The sequence below is a fragment of the Amycolatopsis sp. CB00013 genome (assembly GCF_001905755.1).
Classification (GTDB): Bacteria; Actinomycetota; Actinomycetes; order Mycobacteriales; family Pseudonocardiaceae; genus Amycolatopsis; species Amycolatopsis japonica.
The window spans coordinates 158,857-174,794 of record NZ_LIWC01000009.1 but is presented as its reverse complement, the minus strand read 5'-3'; the positions used below and the strand labels follow the sequence as shown (position 1 = coordinate 174,794).

16 protein-coding genes are annotated in these 15,938 nt (G+C 69.3%); 3 read left to right on the top strand and 13 right to left on the bottom strand.

The features are described from left to right. Positions 1 to 245 precede the first annotated feature (245 nt). From tyrS to AMK34_RS42135, 3 genes are read right to left on the bottom strand one after another with little or no spacing between them, the layout of a single operon-like run. Positions 246 to 1,520 carry a tyrosine--tRNA ligase gene (tyrS, locus tag AMK34_RS42145; protein ID WP_073849280.1) on the bottom strand — a complete coding sequence of 425 codons (1,275 nt, stop codon included), beginning with the start codon at positions 1,518 to 1,520 and terminating at the stop codon, positions 246 to 248. 32 nt (positions 1,521 to 1,552) lie between these two features. Then, a complete protein-coding gene (locus tag AMK34_RS42140) occupies positions 1,553 to 2,188 on the bottom strand; it encodes a DNA-3-methyladenine glycosylase (RefSeq protein WP_198941862.1) in 636 nt (211 codons plus the stop codon). A gap of 40 nt (positions 2,189 to 2,228) precedes the next feature. Then, positions 2,229 to 3,614, bottom strand: coding sequence for a serine hydrolase domain-containing protein (locus AMK34_RS42135; RefSeq protein ID WP_073849278.1), 1,386 nt, complete (start codon positions 3,612 to 3,614; stop codon positions 2,229 to 2,231). 34 nt (positions 3,615 to 3,648) lie between these two features. Between AMK34_RS42135 and AMK34_RS42130 the strand changes: the two genes are divergently transcribed. Continuing rightward, positions 3,649 to 4,344, top strand: coding sequence for a TetR/AcrR family transcriptional regulator C-terminal domain-containing protein (locus tag AMK34_RS42130; protein ID WP_073849277.1), 696 nt, complete (start codon positions 3,649 to 3,651; stop codon positions 4,342 to 4,344). Positions 4,345 to 4,413: 69 nt separating this feature from the next. Here AMK34_RS42130 and argH read toward each other — a convergent pair whose 3' ends face one another. Genes argH through argC form a run of 8 tightly spaced genes read right to left on the bottom strand, consistent with a single transcriptional unit; the run spans position 4,414 to position 11,953 of the window. Beyond that, complete coding sequence (argH, locus tag AMK34_RS42125; protein ID WP_073849276.1) at positions 4,414 to 5,829, bottom strand: argininosuccinate lyase; 1,416 nt, start codon at positions 5,827 to 5,829, stop codon at positions 4,414 to 4,416. Positions 5,830 to 5,856: 27 nt separating this feature from the next. Continuing rightward, complete coding sequence (locus tag AMK34_RS42120) at positions 5,857 to 6,210, bottom strand: argininosuccinate synthase domain-containing protein (RefSeq protein WP_038511514.1); 354 nt, start codon at positions 6,208 to 6,210, stop codon at positions 5,857 to 5,859. Continuing rightward, complete coding sequence (locus tag AMK34_RS42115) at positions 6,200 to 6,721, bottom strand: arginine repressor (protein ID WP_016335384.1); 522 nt, start codon at positions 6,719 to 6,721, stop codon at positions 6,200 to 6,202. Before AMK34_RS42115 ends, AMK34_RS42120 begins: the two co-directional genes overlap by 11 nt. Then, on the bottom strand, positions 6,718 to 7,644 hold the full coding sequence (gene argF, locus AMK34_RS42110; RefSeq protein ID WP_038511511.1) for an ornithine carbamoyltransferase: 927 nt from the start codon (positions 7,642 to 7,644) through the stop codon (positions 6,718 to 6,720). The genes AMK34_RS42115 and argF overlap by 4 nt, the downstream gene beginning before the upstream one ends. Positions 7,645 to 7,660: 16 nt before the next feature. Continuing rightward, positions 7,661 to 8,854, bottom strand: a complete 1,194-nt coding sequence (locus AMK34_RS42105; RefSeq protein ID WP_038511509.1) for an acetylornithine transaminase — start codon at positions 8,852 to 8,854, stop codon at positions 7,661 to 7,663. Further along, a complete protein-coding gene (argB, locus tag AMK34_RS42100) occupies positions 8,851 to 9,771 on the bottom strand; it encodes an acetylglutamate kinase (RefSeq protein WP_073849275.1) in 921 nt (306 codons plus the stop codon). The genes AMK34_RS42105 and argB overlap by 4 nt, the downstream gene beginning before the upstream one ends. Beyond that, on the bottom strand, positions 9,768 to 10,928 hold the full coding sequence (gene argJ / locus AMK34_RS42095) for a bifunctional glutamate N-acetyltransferase/amino-acid acetyltransferase ArgJ (RefSeq protein ID WP_073849274.1): 1,161 nt from the start codon (positions 10,926 to 10,928) through the stop codon (positions 9,768 to 9,770). The genes argB and argJ overlap by 4 nt, the downstream gene beginning before the upstream one ends. Then, on the bottom strand, positions 10,925 to 11,953 hold the full coding sequence (argC, locus tag AMK34_RS42090; protein ID WP_038511502.1) for an N-acetyl-gamma-glutamyl-phosphate reductase: 1,029 nt from the start codon (positions 11,951 to 11,953) through the stop codon (positions 10,925 to 10,927). The genes argJ and argC overlap by 4 nt, the downstream gene beginning before the upstream one ends. A gap of 91 nt (positions 11,954 to 12,044) precedes the next feature. Here argC and AMK34_RS42085 point away from each other — a divergent pair, with 91 nt between their 5' ends. Further along, positions 12,045 to 13,010, top strand: a complete 966-nt coding sequence (locus tag AMK34_RS42085; RefSeq protein WP_073849273.1) for a helix-turn-helix transcriptional regulator — start codon at positions 12,045 to 12,047, stop codon at positions 13,008 to 13,010. A 42-nt stretch (positions 13,011 to 13,052) separates the two neighbouring features. On the opposite strand, the gene AMK34_RS42080 is transcribed toward AMK34_RS42085, so the two are convergent. Beyond that, positions 13,053 to 13,547: a hypothetical protein gene (locus tag AMK34_RS42080; protein ID WP_038511496.1), complete on the bottom strand. Its 495-nt coding sequence runs from the start codon at positions 13,545 to 13,547 to the stop codon at positions 13,053 to 13,055. A gap of 206 nt (positions 13,548 to 13,753) precedes the next feature. Here AMK34_RS42080 and AMK34_RS42075 point away from each other — a divergent pair, with 206 nt between their 5' ends. Then, positions 13,754 to 14,203, top strand: coding sequence for a DUF6294 family protein (locus tag AMK34_RS42075; protein WP_143202779.1), 450 nt, complete (start codon positions 13,754 to 13,756; stop codon positions 14,201 to 14,203). A gap of 69 nt (positions 14,204 to 14,272) precedes the next feature. Here the strand turns inward: AMK34_RS42075 and AMK34_RS42070 are convergent, their stop codons facing one another. Beyond that, positions 14,273 to 15,859 carry an alpha/beta hydrolase gene (locus AMK34_RS42070; RefSeq protein WP_073849272.1) on the bottom strand — a complete coding sequence of 529 codons (1,587 nt, stop codon included), beginning with the start codon at positions 15,857 to 15,859 and terminating at the stop codon, positions 14,273 to 14,275. Between the last annotated feature and the right edge of the window lie 79 nt (positions 15,860 to 15,938).

The window sequence follows — 15,938 nt, the reverse complement described above, 5'->3', positions numbered from 1 at the left end:
TCAAGCAACACACCCCGAATCGCACCACCATCACAGCGGCCTTATCCGAAGCAGTCATTCCTAGCAGTTTTTGGTGGGACACCCACTCAATCGCACTGAGCGAGAGCTTGGTTCGTGTCCCGGTCGGCCACCCGGTTTCCCTGGCGACTTGGAGAACTTTACACGCCCCGAAAGGGCCCGAAACAGGGGGGTACCTTAACCGCGTTTCCGCAGGTCAGAGCCCCTGTTTCGGGCCCGGGCGGCGATCAGCTCCCGACGCGCACGCCGGCGACGTTGCGCTTGCCCTTGCGGACCACCAGCCAGCGGCCGTGCAGAGCGTCGTCCGAGGACGGCTTCCACTCCTCGTCGGCGATCTTCGTGTTGTTGACGTACGCGCCGCCTTCCTTGACGGTGCGACGCGCGGCGCCCTTGCTGTCGACGAGCCCGGCCGCGATCAGCAGGTCGACGATGGTCGCCTCGCCGTTCGGGTCGACCTTGCCGTTCGGCACCTCGGCCATGGCGGCGTCGAGGGTGGACGAGTCCAGCTCACGCAGCTCTCCCCTGCCGAACAGCGCCTGGCTCGCGGCGATGACCTGGCGGGTCGCCTCTTCACCGTGCACCAGCGTGGTGAAGTCCTCGGCCAGCTTCCGCTGCGCGGACCGCAGGTGCGGGCGCTGCTCGGTGTCCTCGGCCAGTGCCGCGATCTCCTCCTGCCCGAGGAAGGAGAACATCCGCAGGTAGCGGATGACGTCGGAGTCGGCGACGTTCAGGAAGTACTGGAACCACGCGTACGGGGACGTCATCTCCGGGTCGAGCCAGACGCTGCCGCCACCGGTGGACTTCCCGAACTTGCGCCCTTCGGTGTCGGTGACCAGCGGCGCGGTCAACGCGTGCGTGTGGCCACCGTCGGTCCGGCGGATCAGGTCGACGCCGCCGACGAGGTTGCCCCACTGGTCCGAGCCGCCGATCTGCAGCTTGCAGCCGTACTCCCGGTACAGGTGCAGGTAGTCCTGCGACTGCAGCAGCAGGTAGCTGAACTCGGTGTAGGACATGCCGTCGGCTTCGAGGCGGCGTTTCACCGTCTCGCGGTTCAGCATGGTGTTGACCGGGAAGTGCTTGCCGACGTCGCGCAGGAACTCGACGACGGTCTGCTTGCCGGTCCAGTTCAGGTTGTTCTCGATGACCGCGCCGGTCGGCGAGTCGTCGAAGTCGACGAACCGCTCCAGCTGCCCGCGGATCCGGTCCGCCCACGCGGCGACGGTGTCCAGCGTGTTCAGGGTGCGTTCACCGGTGTCACGCGGATCGCCGATCATGCCCGTGGCGACGCCCGCCAGCACGATCGGCCGGTGCCCGGCGCGCTGGAAACGCGAGAGCATCAGCAGCGGCACCAGGTTGCCGGCGTGCAGGCTGGGCGCGGTCGGGTCGAATCCGCAATAGAGCGTGAGGGGTCCTTGGTCGAGGTCTCGCCGCAGTGCTTCGAGGTCGGTGGATTGCGCGATCAGGCCGCGCCAGGTCAGCTCGTCAAGGATGTGCTCGCTCACGCCTGTAGATCCTCCCGCACCAGGTCAACCGACTATCGGCCGGGGGCGGCCGCCCGTCGCTTGCCACCGCGGCGGTAGGTGGAGACCGCGGGCGATCCGTCGATCCAGAACCGCCACGGCGTGTCCATCGCCATCGCGACCCCGACGCGCGGCCCGGTGCGGATGTCGGCTTCGGGGACGCGTTCACCGGTGAACAACCGGACGGGTGACGCGGGGTCGGTCAGGTCGACGCCGTTCTCGGCGCGGTCGATGCCGAGCACCGAGGTCAGGATCGCCGGGCCTTTGGCGAGTTCGCCGTTGCCGCGCGCGGACGGCCTGCGCGCCCTGGCGACGTCCGCACCGGACACCACCTCCCCGGCACGCAGCAGCACGGCCCCCGGCTGCCCGTCCTCGGTGCCGACGACGTTCGCGCAGAAGTGCATGCCGTAGACGAAGTAGACGTACAGATGCCCCGCGGGTCCCCACATGACCGCGTTGCGCGGGGTCTTGCCGCGATAGCAGTGCGACGCGGGGTCGTCGAGCCCTCGATAGGCCTCGACCTCCACCAGCCGGACCGCGACCGTGCCGTCGGGACCGGTCGCCTCGATCACCGCGCCGAGCAGGAGCGTGGACAGCTCCACCGGATCCAGCGCCAGCTCGCGCCGGGTGAACTGTCTGCCGGTCTCCACGTTCCGCACTCCCCTAACGTCGCGTTCTCCCGGGCCGACCTTAACCGGCCGCCTCGATCTTCGGCGCCACCCGCATGCTGGTGTGGCAACACTCGGTGCCGTCGGGGAGTTTCGTGAACAGCACCGGCATCCAGTCGTCGCCGAACAGGGGGTTCATCCCGGCGAAGACACTCTCCGACACGGGCACGAGCTCCGCTTCGATCGGCGGGGCGATTCCCTTGAGACCGTCGGCGAATTCGTAGACGAAGCGCAGCTTTCCCGCCGTCTCGGTGACGGTGATGATGACGCCTTCTCGACGGTAAGTACCGGCGAAGGGGGCGACGTCCACCGAGGGCGGCGACGCCGGTGGTGCGAAGTCGGCGGGAACTTCGACCCCGGCGACCTCGCCGAGCAGCTCTCGCGAAAGCTCGTTGTACAACCTGTCGGTCGTGCCGTGATTGGTGAGCAGGGCGAAGGCCACTCCGGCGTCCGGCACCACGCGCAGGTAGGAGCGCTGCCCGATCGAGGATCCGTTGTGCCCGAAGCCGGGGACGCCGTTCCAGTCGTGGATCGACAGCCCGAGCCCCCAGCCTTCGGAACCGAGAGTCCACTTGTCGGGCACCTCCGCCTCGAGACGCCGCATCATGGTCACCGTCTCTTCGGCCAGCACGCGCGTCCCGTCGGGTGCCGTGCCGTCCAGCAGCATCCGGGCGAAGCGGACGACGTCGCCGGCCGTGGCGAGGACGCGGCCGAACGGTCCGGCGGAGCGCGGCAGGAGATCCCACGCGGCGGTCGGCTCCGGGTCCTGGCCGAGGTGCCCCATCGCCACCCGGAAGCGCAGCGCCTCTTCGGGCAGGGTCATCGTCTCGGCGAGCCCGAGCGGGCCGACGAGCCGCTCGCGCAGGGCGTCGTCCCAGGTCAGACCGGTGAGGACCTCGACGATCCGGCCGAGCACGTTGTACCCGACGCTGCTGTAGGACGCGGCCGTCCCCGGCGGGCAGTCGAGCGCCACTCCCCTTGCGGCCTCGACGTACTTCGCGAGGCAATCGTCGTCTCGTCCGGTGTCTTCGACGAAATCGCACGTGAGTCCACCGGTATGGCTGAGCAGATGCCGGGCGGTGATGATCTTCGTCGCCGCGGGATCGATCGTCGCGAACTCGGGCAAGACCTCGACGACCGGCGCGTCGAGGTTCAGGCGGCCTTCCTCGGCCAGCCCGAGTACCAGCGCGGCCGTGTAGACCTTCGCGATCGAGCCGAGCTGGAAGATCGAATCGGTGGTCGCCGCCACCCCGGTCCCCCGGTGCAGGACCCCGCTCGCCAGTTCGTGGATCTCTCCCTCGGCCAGCACGGCGAGCGTCGCGCCCGGCACGTGGTGTTCGGCCCTCAGGGCGTCGAGCCGGGACTGCCAGTGGGCGTGGTCGAACTTTGTCCGTACAGTGTTAGGCATACTGAACACTGTACGGAAAAGTGAGGGATCGCGGATGTCGGTGTGGATGCGTCCCCCGAAACGCAAGCGCGAGCAGCCGTCGCTGAGCCGGGAGCAGATCGTTTCCCAGGCCATCGAGCTCCTCGACGGAGGTGGCGTCGACGCGCTGAGCATGCGGAAACTCGGCGCCCGGCTCGGTGTGGCCGCCCCGTCGATGTACACCCACGTGGCCACCAAGGACGAGCTGGTGGAGCTGGTCGTCGACGAGGTGTACGGCGAGGTCGCGCTCCCCGGGGAGGGTCCGTGGCGAATGACGGCGAGGCGGTTCGCGCGCGACCTGCGGTCGGTGTTCCTTCGCCATCCGTGGCTCGGCTCGCTGCTCGGCGAGACGGGAGTGGCGTATCTCGGGCCGAACGTGCTGAAGATGTCGGAGGCGGCACTCGCCCTGTTCGAGAACGCCGGTTTCTCGCTGGACGATGCCGATCTGGCGTGGAACACGGTGATGGCGTTCGTCGTCGGGCGGGCCACCAGCGAAGCCGCATGGCTGACCACGCTCGAACGCGGCGGGCAGAGCGAGGCGGAGTGGAAGGAGCGCCTGTGGCCGGCGGCCGAGCTAGCGGTGCGTGATCACCCGCGGCTCAGGAAGCTGTACGCGGCCCAACGAAGGCGGGCGCCGGGCGAGACGAACGAGGCCGACTTCGAGCGCGGCCTCGACTGCGTCCTCGACGGTTTGGAGACCAGGCTTTCCTGATGCGCGTGAAGGCCCCCTTCCCTCGGTTCAGCCGAGGGAAGGGGGCCTTCACGCGCTTTGGGGGTTTGTTCAGCCGAGCCAGGTGCGGTGTTCGGCGATCCGCGCGACCAGACGGTCCCGCTGTTCGGCGACGCGCTCCGGAGCGGTACCGCCCCGGGCGTTGCGCGAGCTCACGGAGCCTTCGACGGTCAGTACCTCGCGCACGGCCGGCGTCAGCGCCGGGTTGATCTTCTCGAACTCTTCGTCGGTCAGTTCGTCGAGCCCGACGCCGCGGGCCTCGGCGACGCGGACGCTCTCCCCCGCCGCTTCGTGCGCGACGCGGAACGGCACGCCCTGCCGGACCAGCCATTCGGCGATGTCCGTGGCGAGGGTGAAGCCGGCGGGCGCCAGTTCGGCGAGCCGGTCGGTGTGGAAGGTCAGCGTCTCGAGCATGCCCGCGATCGCCGGGAACAGCAGTTCCAGCTGCTCGACGGAGTCGAAGACCGGCTCCTTGTCCTCCTGCAGGTCGCGGTTGTACGCGAGCGGCTGCGCCTTGAGCGTCGCGAGCAGCCCGGTCAGGTTGCCGATGAGCCGTCCGGCCTTGCCGCGGGTCAGCTCGGCGACGTCGGGGTTCTTCTTCTGCGGCATGATCGAGCTGCCGGTCGCCCAGGCGTCGTCGAGGGTGACGTAGCCGAACTCGGCGGTGTTCCAGATGATCACCTCTTCGGCGATCCTGGACAGGTTGACCGCGAGCATCGCTACGTCGAAGGCGAACTCGGCGACGAAGTCCCGCGAGGCGGTGCCGTCGATCGAGTTCTCGACGCTGGTGTCGAAGCCCAGCTCCTCGGCGACGGCCTCCGGGTCGAGGCCGAGCGAGGATCCCGCCAGCGCGCCGGAGCCATAGGGCGACTCGGCGGTGCGAGCGTCCCAGTCACGCAGCCGGGTGACGTCGCGCAGCAGCGACTGGCCGTGCGCGAGCAGATGGTGCGCCAGCAGGACGGGCTGGGCGTGCTGCAGGTGGGTGCGGCCCGGGAGGATCGCGTCCGGGTGCCGCTTCGCCTGCGAGACGAGAGCGTCGACGACGCCGAGGGTGCCCGCGACCACGCGGCGGGCGGCGTCGCGCAGCCACATCCGGAACAGCGTCGCGACCTGGTCGTTGCGCGAACGGCCCGCCCGGAGCTTGCCGCCGAGTTCGGTGCCCGCCCGCTCCAGGAGACCGCGTTCGAGCGCGGTGTGGACGTCCTCGTCGGCGACGGTCGGAGTGAACGCGCCCGACGCGACGTCCTGCGCGAGGGTGTCCAGCGCGGCGAGCATGCCGGTCAGCTCGTCTTCGGTGAGCAGCCCCGCCTTCCGCAGCACCCGCGCGTGGGCCCGCGACCCGGCGATGTCGTACGGCGCCAGCCGCCAGTCGAAATGGGTCGACGCGCTCAGCGCCGCCATCGCCTCGGCCGGTCCGCTGGCGAACCGGCCGCCCCACAGCTGCACCGGCTGCTCATTCCCGCTCACAACACTCCTCGAATTCCTTGGTTCTCTTCAGGCGACTGACCGGTCGAAGGTAGCGCCTGTGGTGAAGTCGTACAGCGCGCGCTCGTCGCGCGCGGAGTTCACGACCGCGTTGCCGCGGTGCAGGACCAGCCGGACCTCACCGGACACCCGCCCGATGCTGACCTTTCGCAGTTCCTCGTGCGCGGTGACCAGCGCGAGCGCGCCGGGCCCCTCGTAGATCTCGCGTCCTGTGAGCCCGAAGGCGCCGACACGGCGGTTCAGCTGCTGGAAGGCCTCCAGCAGTGTCACGGTCTCCCCGTCGATGGCCACCGGTACACCTTCGTCGAAGGTGATGACCAGCTTCTCCTCGTCGTCCGGGAACGTGAACCCGTCAGGCGTCACCCTCGGTCTCCTCACCGCCGTCCACTGTGGACGACCGTCGGGCCAGCGCCATGAAACGCTCGGCCAGATCCTTGCCGGACAACGGTTCCCTCGCGATCACCGCGACCGTGTCGTCGCCGGCGATCGAGCCGACGACCTCCTCCAGCGCCGCCCTGTCGATGGCGCTGGCCAGGAACTGCGCCGCCCCCGGCGGGGTGCGCAGCACCGTCAGGTTTCCCGACGAGTCCGCCGAGACGAGCAGTTCGGCGAGCAGCCGCGAAAGCCGGGAGGTACCACCCTGCACTCCGCGTACCGGGCTGCCGTCCTCCGGAATGACATACACCGGTGCGCCGGAATCGGCACCTCGGAGCTTCACCGCGCCCAGTTCGTCGAGGTCGCGGGACAGCGTCGCCTGCGTGACGTCGATGCCTTCCGCGGCCAGGAGCTTCGCGAGCTCCGTCTGGCTGCGGATGGCCATCGAGGACACGAGTTCGGTGATCCGGGCCTGCCGGGTGACCCTGCTGCCGGTCATCGTCGCTTCTCGTCCATGAGCCACACCAGCAGCGCCTTCTGCGCGTGCAGCCGGTTCTCGGCCTCGTCCCAGACCGCACTGGCCGGCCCGTCGATGACCTCGTCGGTGATCTCCCAGCCGCGGTGCGCGGGCAGGCAGTGCAGGACGATCGCCTCGTCCGCGGCGCGGCGCATCAACGCGGAGTTGACCTGCAGCTCACGGAACGGGCCGACGCGGTCGAGACCGTCGTTCTCCTGGCCCATGGAGGTCCAGGTGTCGGTGACGACGACGTCCGCGCCTTCGACCGCGGCGTACGGATCGGTGAAGACCGTGGTGCTTCCGCCGGTCTCCGTCGAACGGTGCTTGGCGTCGAGCATGACCTGCTGATCCGGCTGGAAACCCTCCGGCGAGACGACGCGCACGTGCATCCCGGCCGTGGTCCCGCCCAGCAGCAGCGAATGCGCCATGTTGTTGGCGCCGTCGCCGAGGTACACCAGGGTGAGCCCGGCGAGCTTGCCCTTGCGCTCGCGGATGGTCATCAGGTCGGTGAGCACCTGGCACGGGTGGAACTCGTCGGTGAGCGCGTTGACCACCGGGATGCTCGCCGCCGAGGCCATCGCGTCGATGCGCTTCTGGGCGAAGGTCCGCCAGACGATCGCGTCGAGGTACCGCGAAAGCACGCGCGAGGTGTCTTCGATGGTCTCTTCGCGGCCGAGCTGCATCGAGCGGCCGTCGACGATGACCGGATTACCGCCGAGCTGGGCGATGCCCACCTCGAAGGAGAACCGGGTCCGGGTGGAGTTCTTCTCGAAGATCGCCGCGACGGACTTGCCCTCCAGCGCGCGGGAGCTCAGGGGCTCGGCCTTCAGCTGGTCGGCGAGGTCCAGGATCTCGGCCTGTTCGGCCGGGCTGAGATCGTCGTCACGGAGGAAGTTGCGGAGCATGCGTTTCGTCTCTGTCCTAGGTGGTGGTGGAATCGAGCGCCCCGGGAAGGGCTTCGAGGAATCCCGCGGCCTCGTCGGCGCTCAGGATCAGCGGCGGTGCCAGCCGGATGGTGTCCGGGGCGATGGGGTTGACCAGGTACCCCGCGTCCTGCGCGGCCTTGGCGACCTTCGCCGAGACCGGTTCGCGCAAGGCGATGCCGAGCAGCAGACCGGCACCGCGGACCCCGGACACCAGCGGGTGGCCGAGCTCCTCCACGCGGGAGGCGATGTCCTTGCCCAGTGCGGAAACGTGGTCGTTCAGGTTGTCCTTGGCGATGGTCTTGAGCACGGCGAGCCCGGCGGCGCAGCAGACCGGGTTACCGCCGAAGGTGGTGCCGTGCTGGCCCGGCTTCACCAGCTCCCCCGCCTCGCCGACGCCGATGACCGCGCCGATCGGCAGGCCGCCGCCGAGCCCCTTGGCCAGGGTGATGACGTCCGGGACGATGCCGGCGTGCTGGAAGGCGAACCACGCGCCGGTGCGGCCGATGCCGGTCTGCACCTCGTCGAGGACCAGCAGGGTCCCGGTCGCCTTGGTGATCTCCCGCGCGGCCTGGAGGTACCCGTCCGGCGCCGGGACGACGCCCGCCTCCCCGAGGATCGGCTCGAGGAACACCGCCGCCGTTTCGGTGTCCACCGCGGCGCGAAGCGCGTCGATGTCACCGTAGGGAACGTGCGTGACGCCGGGAACCAGCGGCTCGAACGCGTCCCGCTTCGACGGCTGCCCGGTCAGCGTCAGCGCGCCCATGGTGCGGCCGTGGAAGGCACCCTCGCACGCGACGACCTTGGTCCGCCCGGTGAGCCTGCTGATCTTCAGCGCGGCTTCGTTGGCCTCCGCGCCGGAGTTGACGAACAGCACCTTCGCGTTGCCGGACAGACCGGCGACGTCCAGGAGGGTTTCGGCCAGTTCGACGGCGACCGGGTTCACGTAGAGGTTCGAGGTGTGGCCGAGTTTCGCGATCTGCTCGGTGACGGCGGCGACCACGGCGGGGTGGGCATGGCCGAGCGCGTTGACCGCGATGCCGCCCAGCAGGTCGACGTACGGCTTGCCGTCGGCGTCCCAGACCTTCGCCCCCTCACCGCGGACCAGGGTCAGCGCCGGGGTGCCGTAGTTGTCCATGAGGGACGACTTCCAGTGCTCCTGTCCGTCTACATTGGACTTGTACGTGGTCACGGGAGCTCCGTTTCGGGGAAGACCATGGTACCGATGCCGCGGGAGGTGAAGACCTCCAGCAACACCGAATGGGCGATGCGGCCGTCGATCACGTGCGCGCGGCGGACGCCGCCGCGGATGGCGCGCACACAGGCCTCCATCTTCGGGATCATGCCGCTGGCGAGGCCGGGAAGCAGGGTTTCGAGGCGGTCCACCCGGATCCTGTCGACCAGCGAACCGCGGTCCGGCCAGTTGGCGTAAAGGCCTTCGACATCGGTGAGCACGACGAGCTTTTCCGCGCCGAGCGCCGCGGCCAGCGCGCCGGCGGCGGTGTCGGCGTTGATGTTGTGCACGACACCGTCGACGTCCGGGGCCACGGTGGACACCACCGGGATCCGGCCCGCGTTGACGATGTCGAGCACGGCGTCCGGGTTGACCTCGGAGACCTCACCGACGAGTCCTATGTCGACCGATACACCGTCCACAGTGGCCTGTTTGCGCTCGGCGGTGAACAGCCGGGCGTCCTCGCCGGAGATTCCGACCGCGTACGGGCCGTGCGCGTTGATCAGGCCGACCAGTTCGCGGCTGACCTGGCCGGTCAGCACCATGCGGACGATGTCCATGGTCTCGGGCGTGGTGACCCGCAAGCCGCCCTTGAACTCGCCTTCGACGCCGAGCCGGGTGAGCATCGCGGTGATCTGCGGGCCGCCGCCGTGCACCACGACCGGACGCAGCCCCACCGTGCGCAGGAAGACCATGTCCTCGGCGAAGGCCTGCTTGAGGCTCTCGTCGATCATGGCGTTGCCGCCGTACTTCACCACGACGGTGGCGCCGTGGAAGCGCTGCAGCCAGGGCAAGGCCTCGATGAGGATCGCGGCCTTCTCGGCGGCCGTCGCGAGCCGTTCGTCCGCGGGGACGGTGGATTCGGAAGGGCTCATGAGGAGTACGCGCTGTTCTCTTCGACGTACGCGTGCGAGAGGTCGGTCGTGTAGATCGTCGCCTCGCCTTCGCCGAGACCGAGGTCGACGACGATCCGGATGTCACGGCCCGAAAGATCCGCCTCGGAGCGATCCGCCGCGGTGGTGCCCTTGGCGAAGAGGGTGACGCCGTTGATCGCGATGGAGACCTTTTCCGGGTCGATCTCCGCCGGCACGCGGCCCAGCGCCATGGCGATGCGGCCCCAGTTCGGGTCGGAACCGAACAGGGCGGTCTTGACCAGGTTGTCCTCGGCGATCGTCCGGCCGACGGCGATGGCGTCGGCCTCGCTCGCCGCGCCGGCGACCGTGACGTCGACGTACTTGGTCGCGCCCTCGGAGTCCGCGCGCAGTTGCAGCACGAGGTCGAGGCTGACGGCGGTGAGGAGTTCGGTCAGTTCGGCCTCGGTCGGTTCGACACCGCTGGCGCCGGACGCGAGGACGAGGACCGTGTCGTTGGTGGAGGTCCCGCCGTCGACGTCGAGCCGGTCGAAGGTCACGCCGGTGGCGGCACGCAGAGCCTTGTCCAAGGCTTCCGGCGTGACGACCGCGTCGGTGGTGAGGACGGAGAGCATCGTCGCGAGGTTCGGCGCGAGCATGCCCGCACCCTTGGCGAACCCGCCGACGCTCCAGCCGCTTTCGTGCTTCGCGGCCGCCTGCTTCGGCTTGGTGTCGGTGGTCATGACCGCGGTGGCGGCGGCGAGGTCGGCTTCGTCACCGGCGCCGAGCCGCCCGAAGGCGGTGTCCACCCCGGAGAGCAGCGCGTCCATCGGCAGCCGCTCGCCGATCAGGCCGGTCGAACAGACCGCGACCTCGATCGCGCCGGCTTCGAAGAGTCCCGCGACCTTCTCGGCGGTCTGGTGGGTGTCCTGGAAACCGCCGGGGCCGGTGGCGGCGTTCGCGCCGCCGGAGTTGAGGACGACGGCCTTGAGCCGCTGCTGCTTGAGCACCTCCTGCGACCACAGGACGGGCGCGGCCTTGATCACGTTGCGCGTGAAGACGCCGGCCGCGACCTGCAGCGGCCCGTCGTTGACGACGAGCGCGAGGTCGAGCTTGCCCTCGGCCTTGATCCCGGCGGCGACGCCCGCGGCACGGAATCCCTTCGGCTGGGTGACGGTCACGGAGCGACTCCTACGGTCGGTAGTCCGGTGGTTTCGGGGAGGCCGAGGGCGATGTTCATCGACTGGACGGCGCCGCCCGCGGTGCCCTTGGTCAGGTTGTCGATGGCCGCGACCACGATCAGGCGCCGGGTGTCGGCGTCGACGGTGACCTGCAGCTGGACGTTGTTCGAGCCGACCACCGAAGCCGAAGACGGCCACCGGCCCTCGGGCAGCAGCTGGACGAACGGCTCGGTGGCGTACGCCTTTTCGTAGACCTCGCGGGCGCCTTCGGCATCCAGGTCGGTCTTGAGGGCGGCGCTCGCGGTGGTGAGGATCCCGCGCGGCATCGGGGCCAGCACCGGGGTGAACGAAACCTTGACCCGCTCGCCCGCGACCGCGGAGAGGTTCTGCGCGAACTCGGGAGTGTGCCGATGGGCACCACCGACGCCGTACGCGGTGGCCGAGCCCATCACCTCCGAACCGAGGAGGTTCGGCTTCAGGCTCTTGCCCGCGCCCGAGGTCCCGGTGACCGCGACGACGTTGATCTCCGGCTCGACCAGGCCGGCGGCGAGCGCCGGGGCGAGGGCGATCGAACCGCCGGTCGGGAAGCACCCGGGGACCGCGATGCGCTTGGTCCCGGCGAGACGTTCGCGTGCTCCGGGGAGCTCGGGGAGCCCGTACGGCCACTGCCCGGCGTGGTCACCGCCGTACCAGCGCTGCCAGTCGGCCGCGTCCGAAAGGCGGTGGTCCGCACCCAGGTCGACCACCAGGACGTCCGGACCCAGCTGCGCGGCGATGGCGCCGGAGTGACCGTGCGGCAGGGCGAGGAAGACGACGTCGTGTCCGGCCAGGGTCTCCGGGGTCGTCTCCAGCAGGACCCTGTCCGCCAGTGGGGCGAGGTGCGGTTGATGCTGGACGAGCGGCGTCCCCGCGGAGCTGGCCGCGGTGAGCGCGCCGATCTGGATTTCGGGATGGGTCAGCAGCAGGCGCAGGAGTTCGCCGCCCGCGTACCCGCTGGCTCCGGCCACCGCGATCTTCACCGTCATACGCATGATTATGCACTCCCATGCAAGTTCAATCAAACAAAGTCGTGTGGCTCACCCGATACGGGACTCCGTACGAGGCATCCTTGATCGCATGACGGACACGCCCGCCCGGCTGCTCAGCCTGCTGTCGCTCCTGCAGACCCCGCGCGAGTGGCCTGGCAGCGAGCTCGCCGAACGGCTGGAGGTCAGTCCGCGGACCATCCGGCGCGACATCGACCGGTTGCGTGAGCTCGGTTACCCCGTCGAGGCGTCGCGAGGCTCCGAGGGCGGCTACCGGCTGGGCGCCGGCACGGCGATGCCACCGCTGCTGCTCGACGACGAGGAGGCCGTCGCGATCGCGGTCGGCCTCCGCGGCGCCGCCGGGCAGGCGATCTCGGGTATCGAGGAGTCTTCGGTGCGGGCGCTGGCCAAACTCGAACAGGTGCTGCCTTCGCGGCTGCGTTATCGCGTCGGCGCGCTGGGCGCCGCGACCGTCCCTCTCCCCGGCACAGGCCCCGCGGTGGATCCGGAACACCTCACCGTCTTCGCGGGCGCGATCGCCAACACCGAGCGGACCCGGTTCACCTACCGCACCGGCGACGGCACCGAATCCCGGCGGCACGTCGAACCACACCGGCTCGTCTCCGCCGGACGCCGCTGGTACCTGCTCGGCTACGACCTCGACCGCGACGACTGGCGGATCTTCCGCGCGGACCGGATCTCGGAGCCGCGGGCGACCGGCGGCCGGGCCACTCCGAGACAGCCACCCGCGGAGGACGTGGCGGCCTATGTCACCGACAAGATGTACAGCCTCCTTCCCACCTACAGCGCACGCGTGACCCTGCACGCGCCGATCGGCCAGGTCGCCCCCGCGATCGGCGAGGGGTTCGGCGAACTGGAATCGCTGGACGACGAGACCTGCGTTTTCCACGCGGGCACGGACACCTTGGACTGGCTCGCGTTCCGGATCCTCGGACTCGGCTGCGAATTCACCGTGCACGAGCCGCCGGAACTGATCGAGCACCTCCGGAAGATGGCCGCGCGGGCGGAACGTGGAGCTGGGTCCACAGTGGACTGACGGCGGTCGCGAAGGACCGAAGGCCCCCGCGACCGCCGGTGTTCAGCCGAGTTCAGCCACCTCTCGTTGGCTCGGCGGGATGGGGAGGTACGCGCCCCGGCGCTCCGGGTCGCAGCCGACCCTGGGCAACCGGGCACGGATCCCGCCCGGTGTCCGCTCGAACCGCCGCGCGATCTCCTCGACGCTTTCCCCGGCGAGCCAACGGCTTTCCAGTTCCGCGTCCAGCTCGTCGGACCACGGCAGGCCCTGGTGCGCGGGACGGTCCGCCGATCTTCGGCGGCCGTTCCGGCCGGTGCCCCGTCCGGCGAACGCCAGCAGGGTGTCGGAAAGGACGGTCGCCAAGGCCGGTACGGCTTCGGCGTCGATATCGAGCCTGCCTTCGGCGACAGGCTCCTCCAGCGGTCCGGCTCCGCCGACCATGACGGTCACCCAGCGGTCTTCCCCGGCCGCGCCGCCACCCTCACGGGCGGCGACCTCGATGCGATAAACGGTGTCCTGCACCCGGATCTCGGTCCGGTGCTCTTCGACGATGGTCATGCCGGGGACGGTAACGGGCGGGCCCGACAATTCGCCGGTGCGGCGAGAGGATTCGGTGCGTGACCGGAACTTTCCTCGCTTTCGCGAGCGCGAGGGGGCCGGTCATGGCCCTATCGGCCACCCCCGTTGCCGCACCTAAGTGATCCTGACCGCGATCACCCGCGGGTTAGCTTTGCTCATCGGTTCGTCCACGATGGGGAGGAAAGATGACGACCAAAGCACGTCGGATGGCGCTTTTCGTGACAATGCTCGTGCTCGCGATCGGGACCGTCTTCGCCACGCCCGCCTCGGCGGGCACGACGGCGTCCACCACCGCGCTGGCCACCTGCACCGGAGCGGATTCCTGTTGGTTCACCTGGGGTCGCATCCAGGCCGGGGACTGCACGATGGACAACGCGAAATGGACCCTCAGACGCAACGGCAGCGCTTCGTTCGAAGCGACGATCGTCAGCAGCGACAGCAACGACGCTTGGCTGATGTGGGTGAACACCTTGGACAGCAACGGCATCGTCCTCGGGCCCATCCATCACGGCGGTGACACCAAGTTCGTCAAGGGCACCGTCAAGAACGTGTGGCACTGGTGGTTCGCCGAGGGATCGTTCGACGCCGGGTTCTTCGACCGCATCCACAGCATGCGGATGACGAGCCACTGCTGAGAAGCATCAGAGCGAAGAAATGCCCCGGTCCGGAAACCCGGACCGGGGCATCGCGACATCCCGAACAACTCAGAAAGGCAGCGCCTGAGCCAGCGCCTCCTTCTTCACTTCGGCGACCGAAGACGGCACGTCCGACTTCGCGGCCGCGGAAGCACCGGCCGGAACCGGCTGCGGGACCGCGGCGCACTGCACGTCCGAACCGTTGCCCGGCTTGCGCACGGGCAGCTTTCCGGTCAGCAGGTAGTCCGCGATCTTGTCGTCCACACAGGACACACCGGACAGCGAGCCCGAGTGCGTCGTGCCGCCCGGAGCGCTGATCAGGCTGGAGTTCGGGTAGCGCTTGCGGACCTCGAGGCTGCCGGGGTACGGCGTCGCGGCGTCGTTCTCCTCGTTGACCAGCAGGATGCCGGGGACCTTGCTCCCGTCGATCTCCACCGGCTTGCCCGGCTTCGCGGGCCAGTCGAGGCACGGGGCGTTGAACCAGGCGTTGCCCCAGGTCTCGAACGGCGCCCGGAAATGCGTGACCCAGTTGTCGAACTTCCAGCGGGGCCAGCTCTGCGGCCACGCCACGTCGGTGCACTGCACGGCCGCGTACACCGCGTAGCCGTTGTCCTGGCCCGGCGGGTTGGAGTCGTCGTACAGGCCCTTCAAGGTCTGCCAGTCACCCTTGTGCACCCAGCCCGAGAAGGCGTTCGCGATGTCTTCCCAGCCGAAGACGTAGTACCCGGCCTGCAGAAAGATGTCCGTCCACTCGGATCCGCCGATGACGCCGCCCGCGGGCTTGTCGTACAGCTTCTTCTGCTCGGCGTACCACAGCTTCTCGACCGCGGCGGCGGTGTCGCCGAGGTGGTAGACGGAGTCGTACTTGGCGAGCCAGCCGAAGTAGATCTTGATGTTCTTGTCGAAGGCGATGTCCTGGTTCAGGTTCGCCTTGTACCAGACGTCGCGGGGGTCGACGGTGCCGTCGAACACCATCCGCCGCACGTTCTGCGGGAACAGCGTGCTGTAGACCTGCCCGAGGTAGGTGCCGTAGGAGAAGCCGTAGTAGTTGATCTGCTTCTCGCCCAGCGCCTTGCGCAGGCTGTCGACGTCCTTCGCCACATCGATGGTCTTGATGTGCTCGAGGATCGCGCCGTTCTTGGCGCACGCCTTCGCGTAACCCTTCGCCTTCTCACGCCACGCCGTCTCGATGGCGCGCGTGGTCGGCACGTACTGCGGGCGGTTGTAGGAGGCGTAGTTCCCGTCGCAGGTCAGCGACGGCTTGCTCTCCCCCACGCCGCGCGGGTCGAAGCCGATCCAGTCGTACTCCTCACCCGCCTTCTTGGGGACGGCCCGGCCGAGCGTCGACAGCCCGAGGCCCGAACCGCCGGGGCCACCCGGGTTGACGATCATGACGCCCTGCGACTGGGCGGACTTGTGCTTCACCCGCGAGACGGCGATCGAGATCTTCTCCCCGCCCGGCTTCGCGTAGTCCAGTGGGACCTCGAGGAAACCGCATTCCGCGCCGGCCTTGACCAGGCTCGGGCGCGTACAGGCTCCCCAGGAGATGGGCTTCGGATCGAAGTCCGACGCCGAGGCGGCCGTGGCGGAGGGAGCGAGCGCCATGGTGCCGACGCCGATCCCCGCGACCGCCAGGGCGGCAACGAATTTCTTCACTGTGTTCCTTTTCGTCCGCGTTCGACCCGGTCGGGCCGAAGCTACCGAGAACCGGCTTCAATCTCGCTGACCGACACGT

Excerpts from the sequence above, each read along its gene's own strand:
- AMK34_RS42135 (WP_073849278.1), bottom strand. The coding sequence starts at position 3,614 with ATGCCTAACACTGTACGGACAAAGTTCGACCACGCCCACTGGCAGTCC.
- AMK34_RS42130 (WP_073849277.1), top strand. The coding sequence starts at position 3,649 with ATGTCGGTGTGGATGCGTCCCCCGAAACGCAAGCGCGAGCAGCCGTCG.
- AMK34_RS42115 (WP_016335384.1), bottom strand. The coding sequence starts at position 6,721 with ATGACCGGCAGCAGGGTCACCCGGCAGGCCCGGATCACCGAACTCGTG.
- argF (WP_038511511.1), bottom strand. The coding sequence starts at position 7,644 with ATGCTCCGCAACTTCCTCCGTGACGACGATCTCAGCCCGGCCGAACAG.
- argB (WP_073849275.1), bottom strand. The coding sequence starts at position 9,771 with ATGAGCCCTTCCGAATCCACCGTCCCCGCGGACGAACGGCTCGCGACG.
- argC (WP_038511502.1), bottom strand. The coding sequence starts at position 11,953 with ATGACGGTGAAGATCGCGGTGGCCGGAGCCAGCGGGTACGCGGGCGGC.
- AMK34_RS42085 (WP_073849273.1), top strand. The coding sequence starts at position 12,045 with ATGACGGACACGCCCGCCCGGCTGCTCAGCCTGCTGTCGCTCCTGCAG.
- AMK34_RS42080 (WP_038511496.1), bottom strand. The coding sequence starts at position 13,547 with ATGACCATCGTCGAAGAGCACCGGACCGAGATCCGGGTGCAGGACACC.
- AMK34_RS42075 (WP_143202779.1), top strand. The coding sequence starts at position 13,754 with ATGACGACCAAAGCACGTCGGATGGCGCTTTTCGTGACAATGCTCGTG.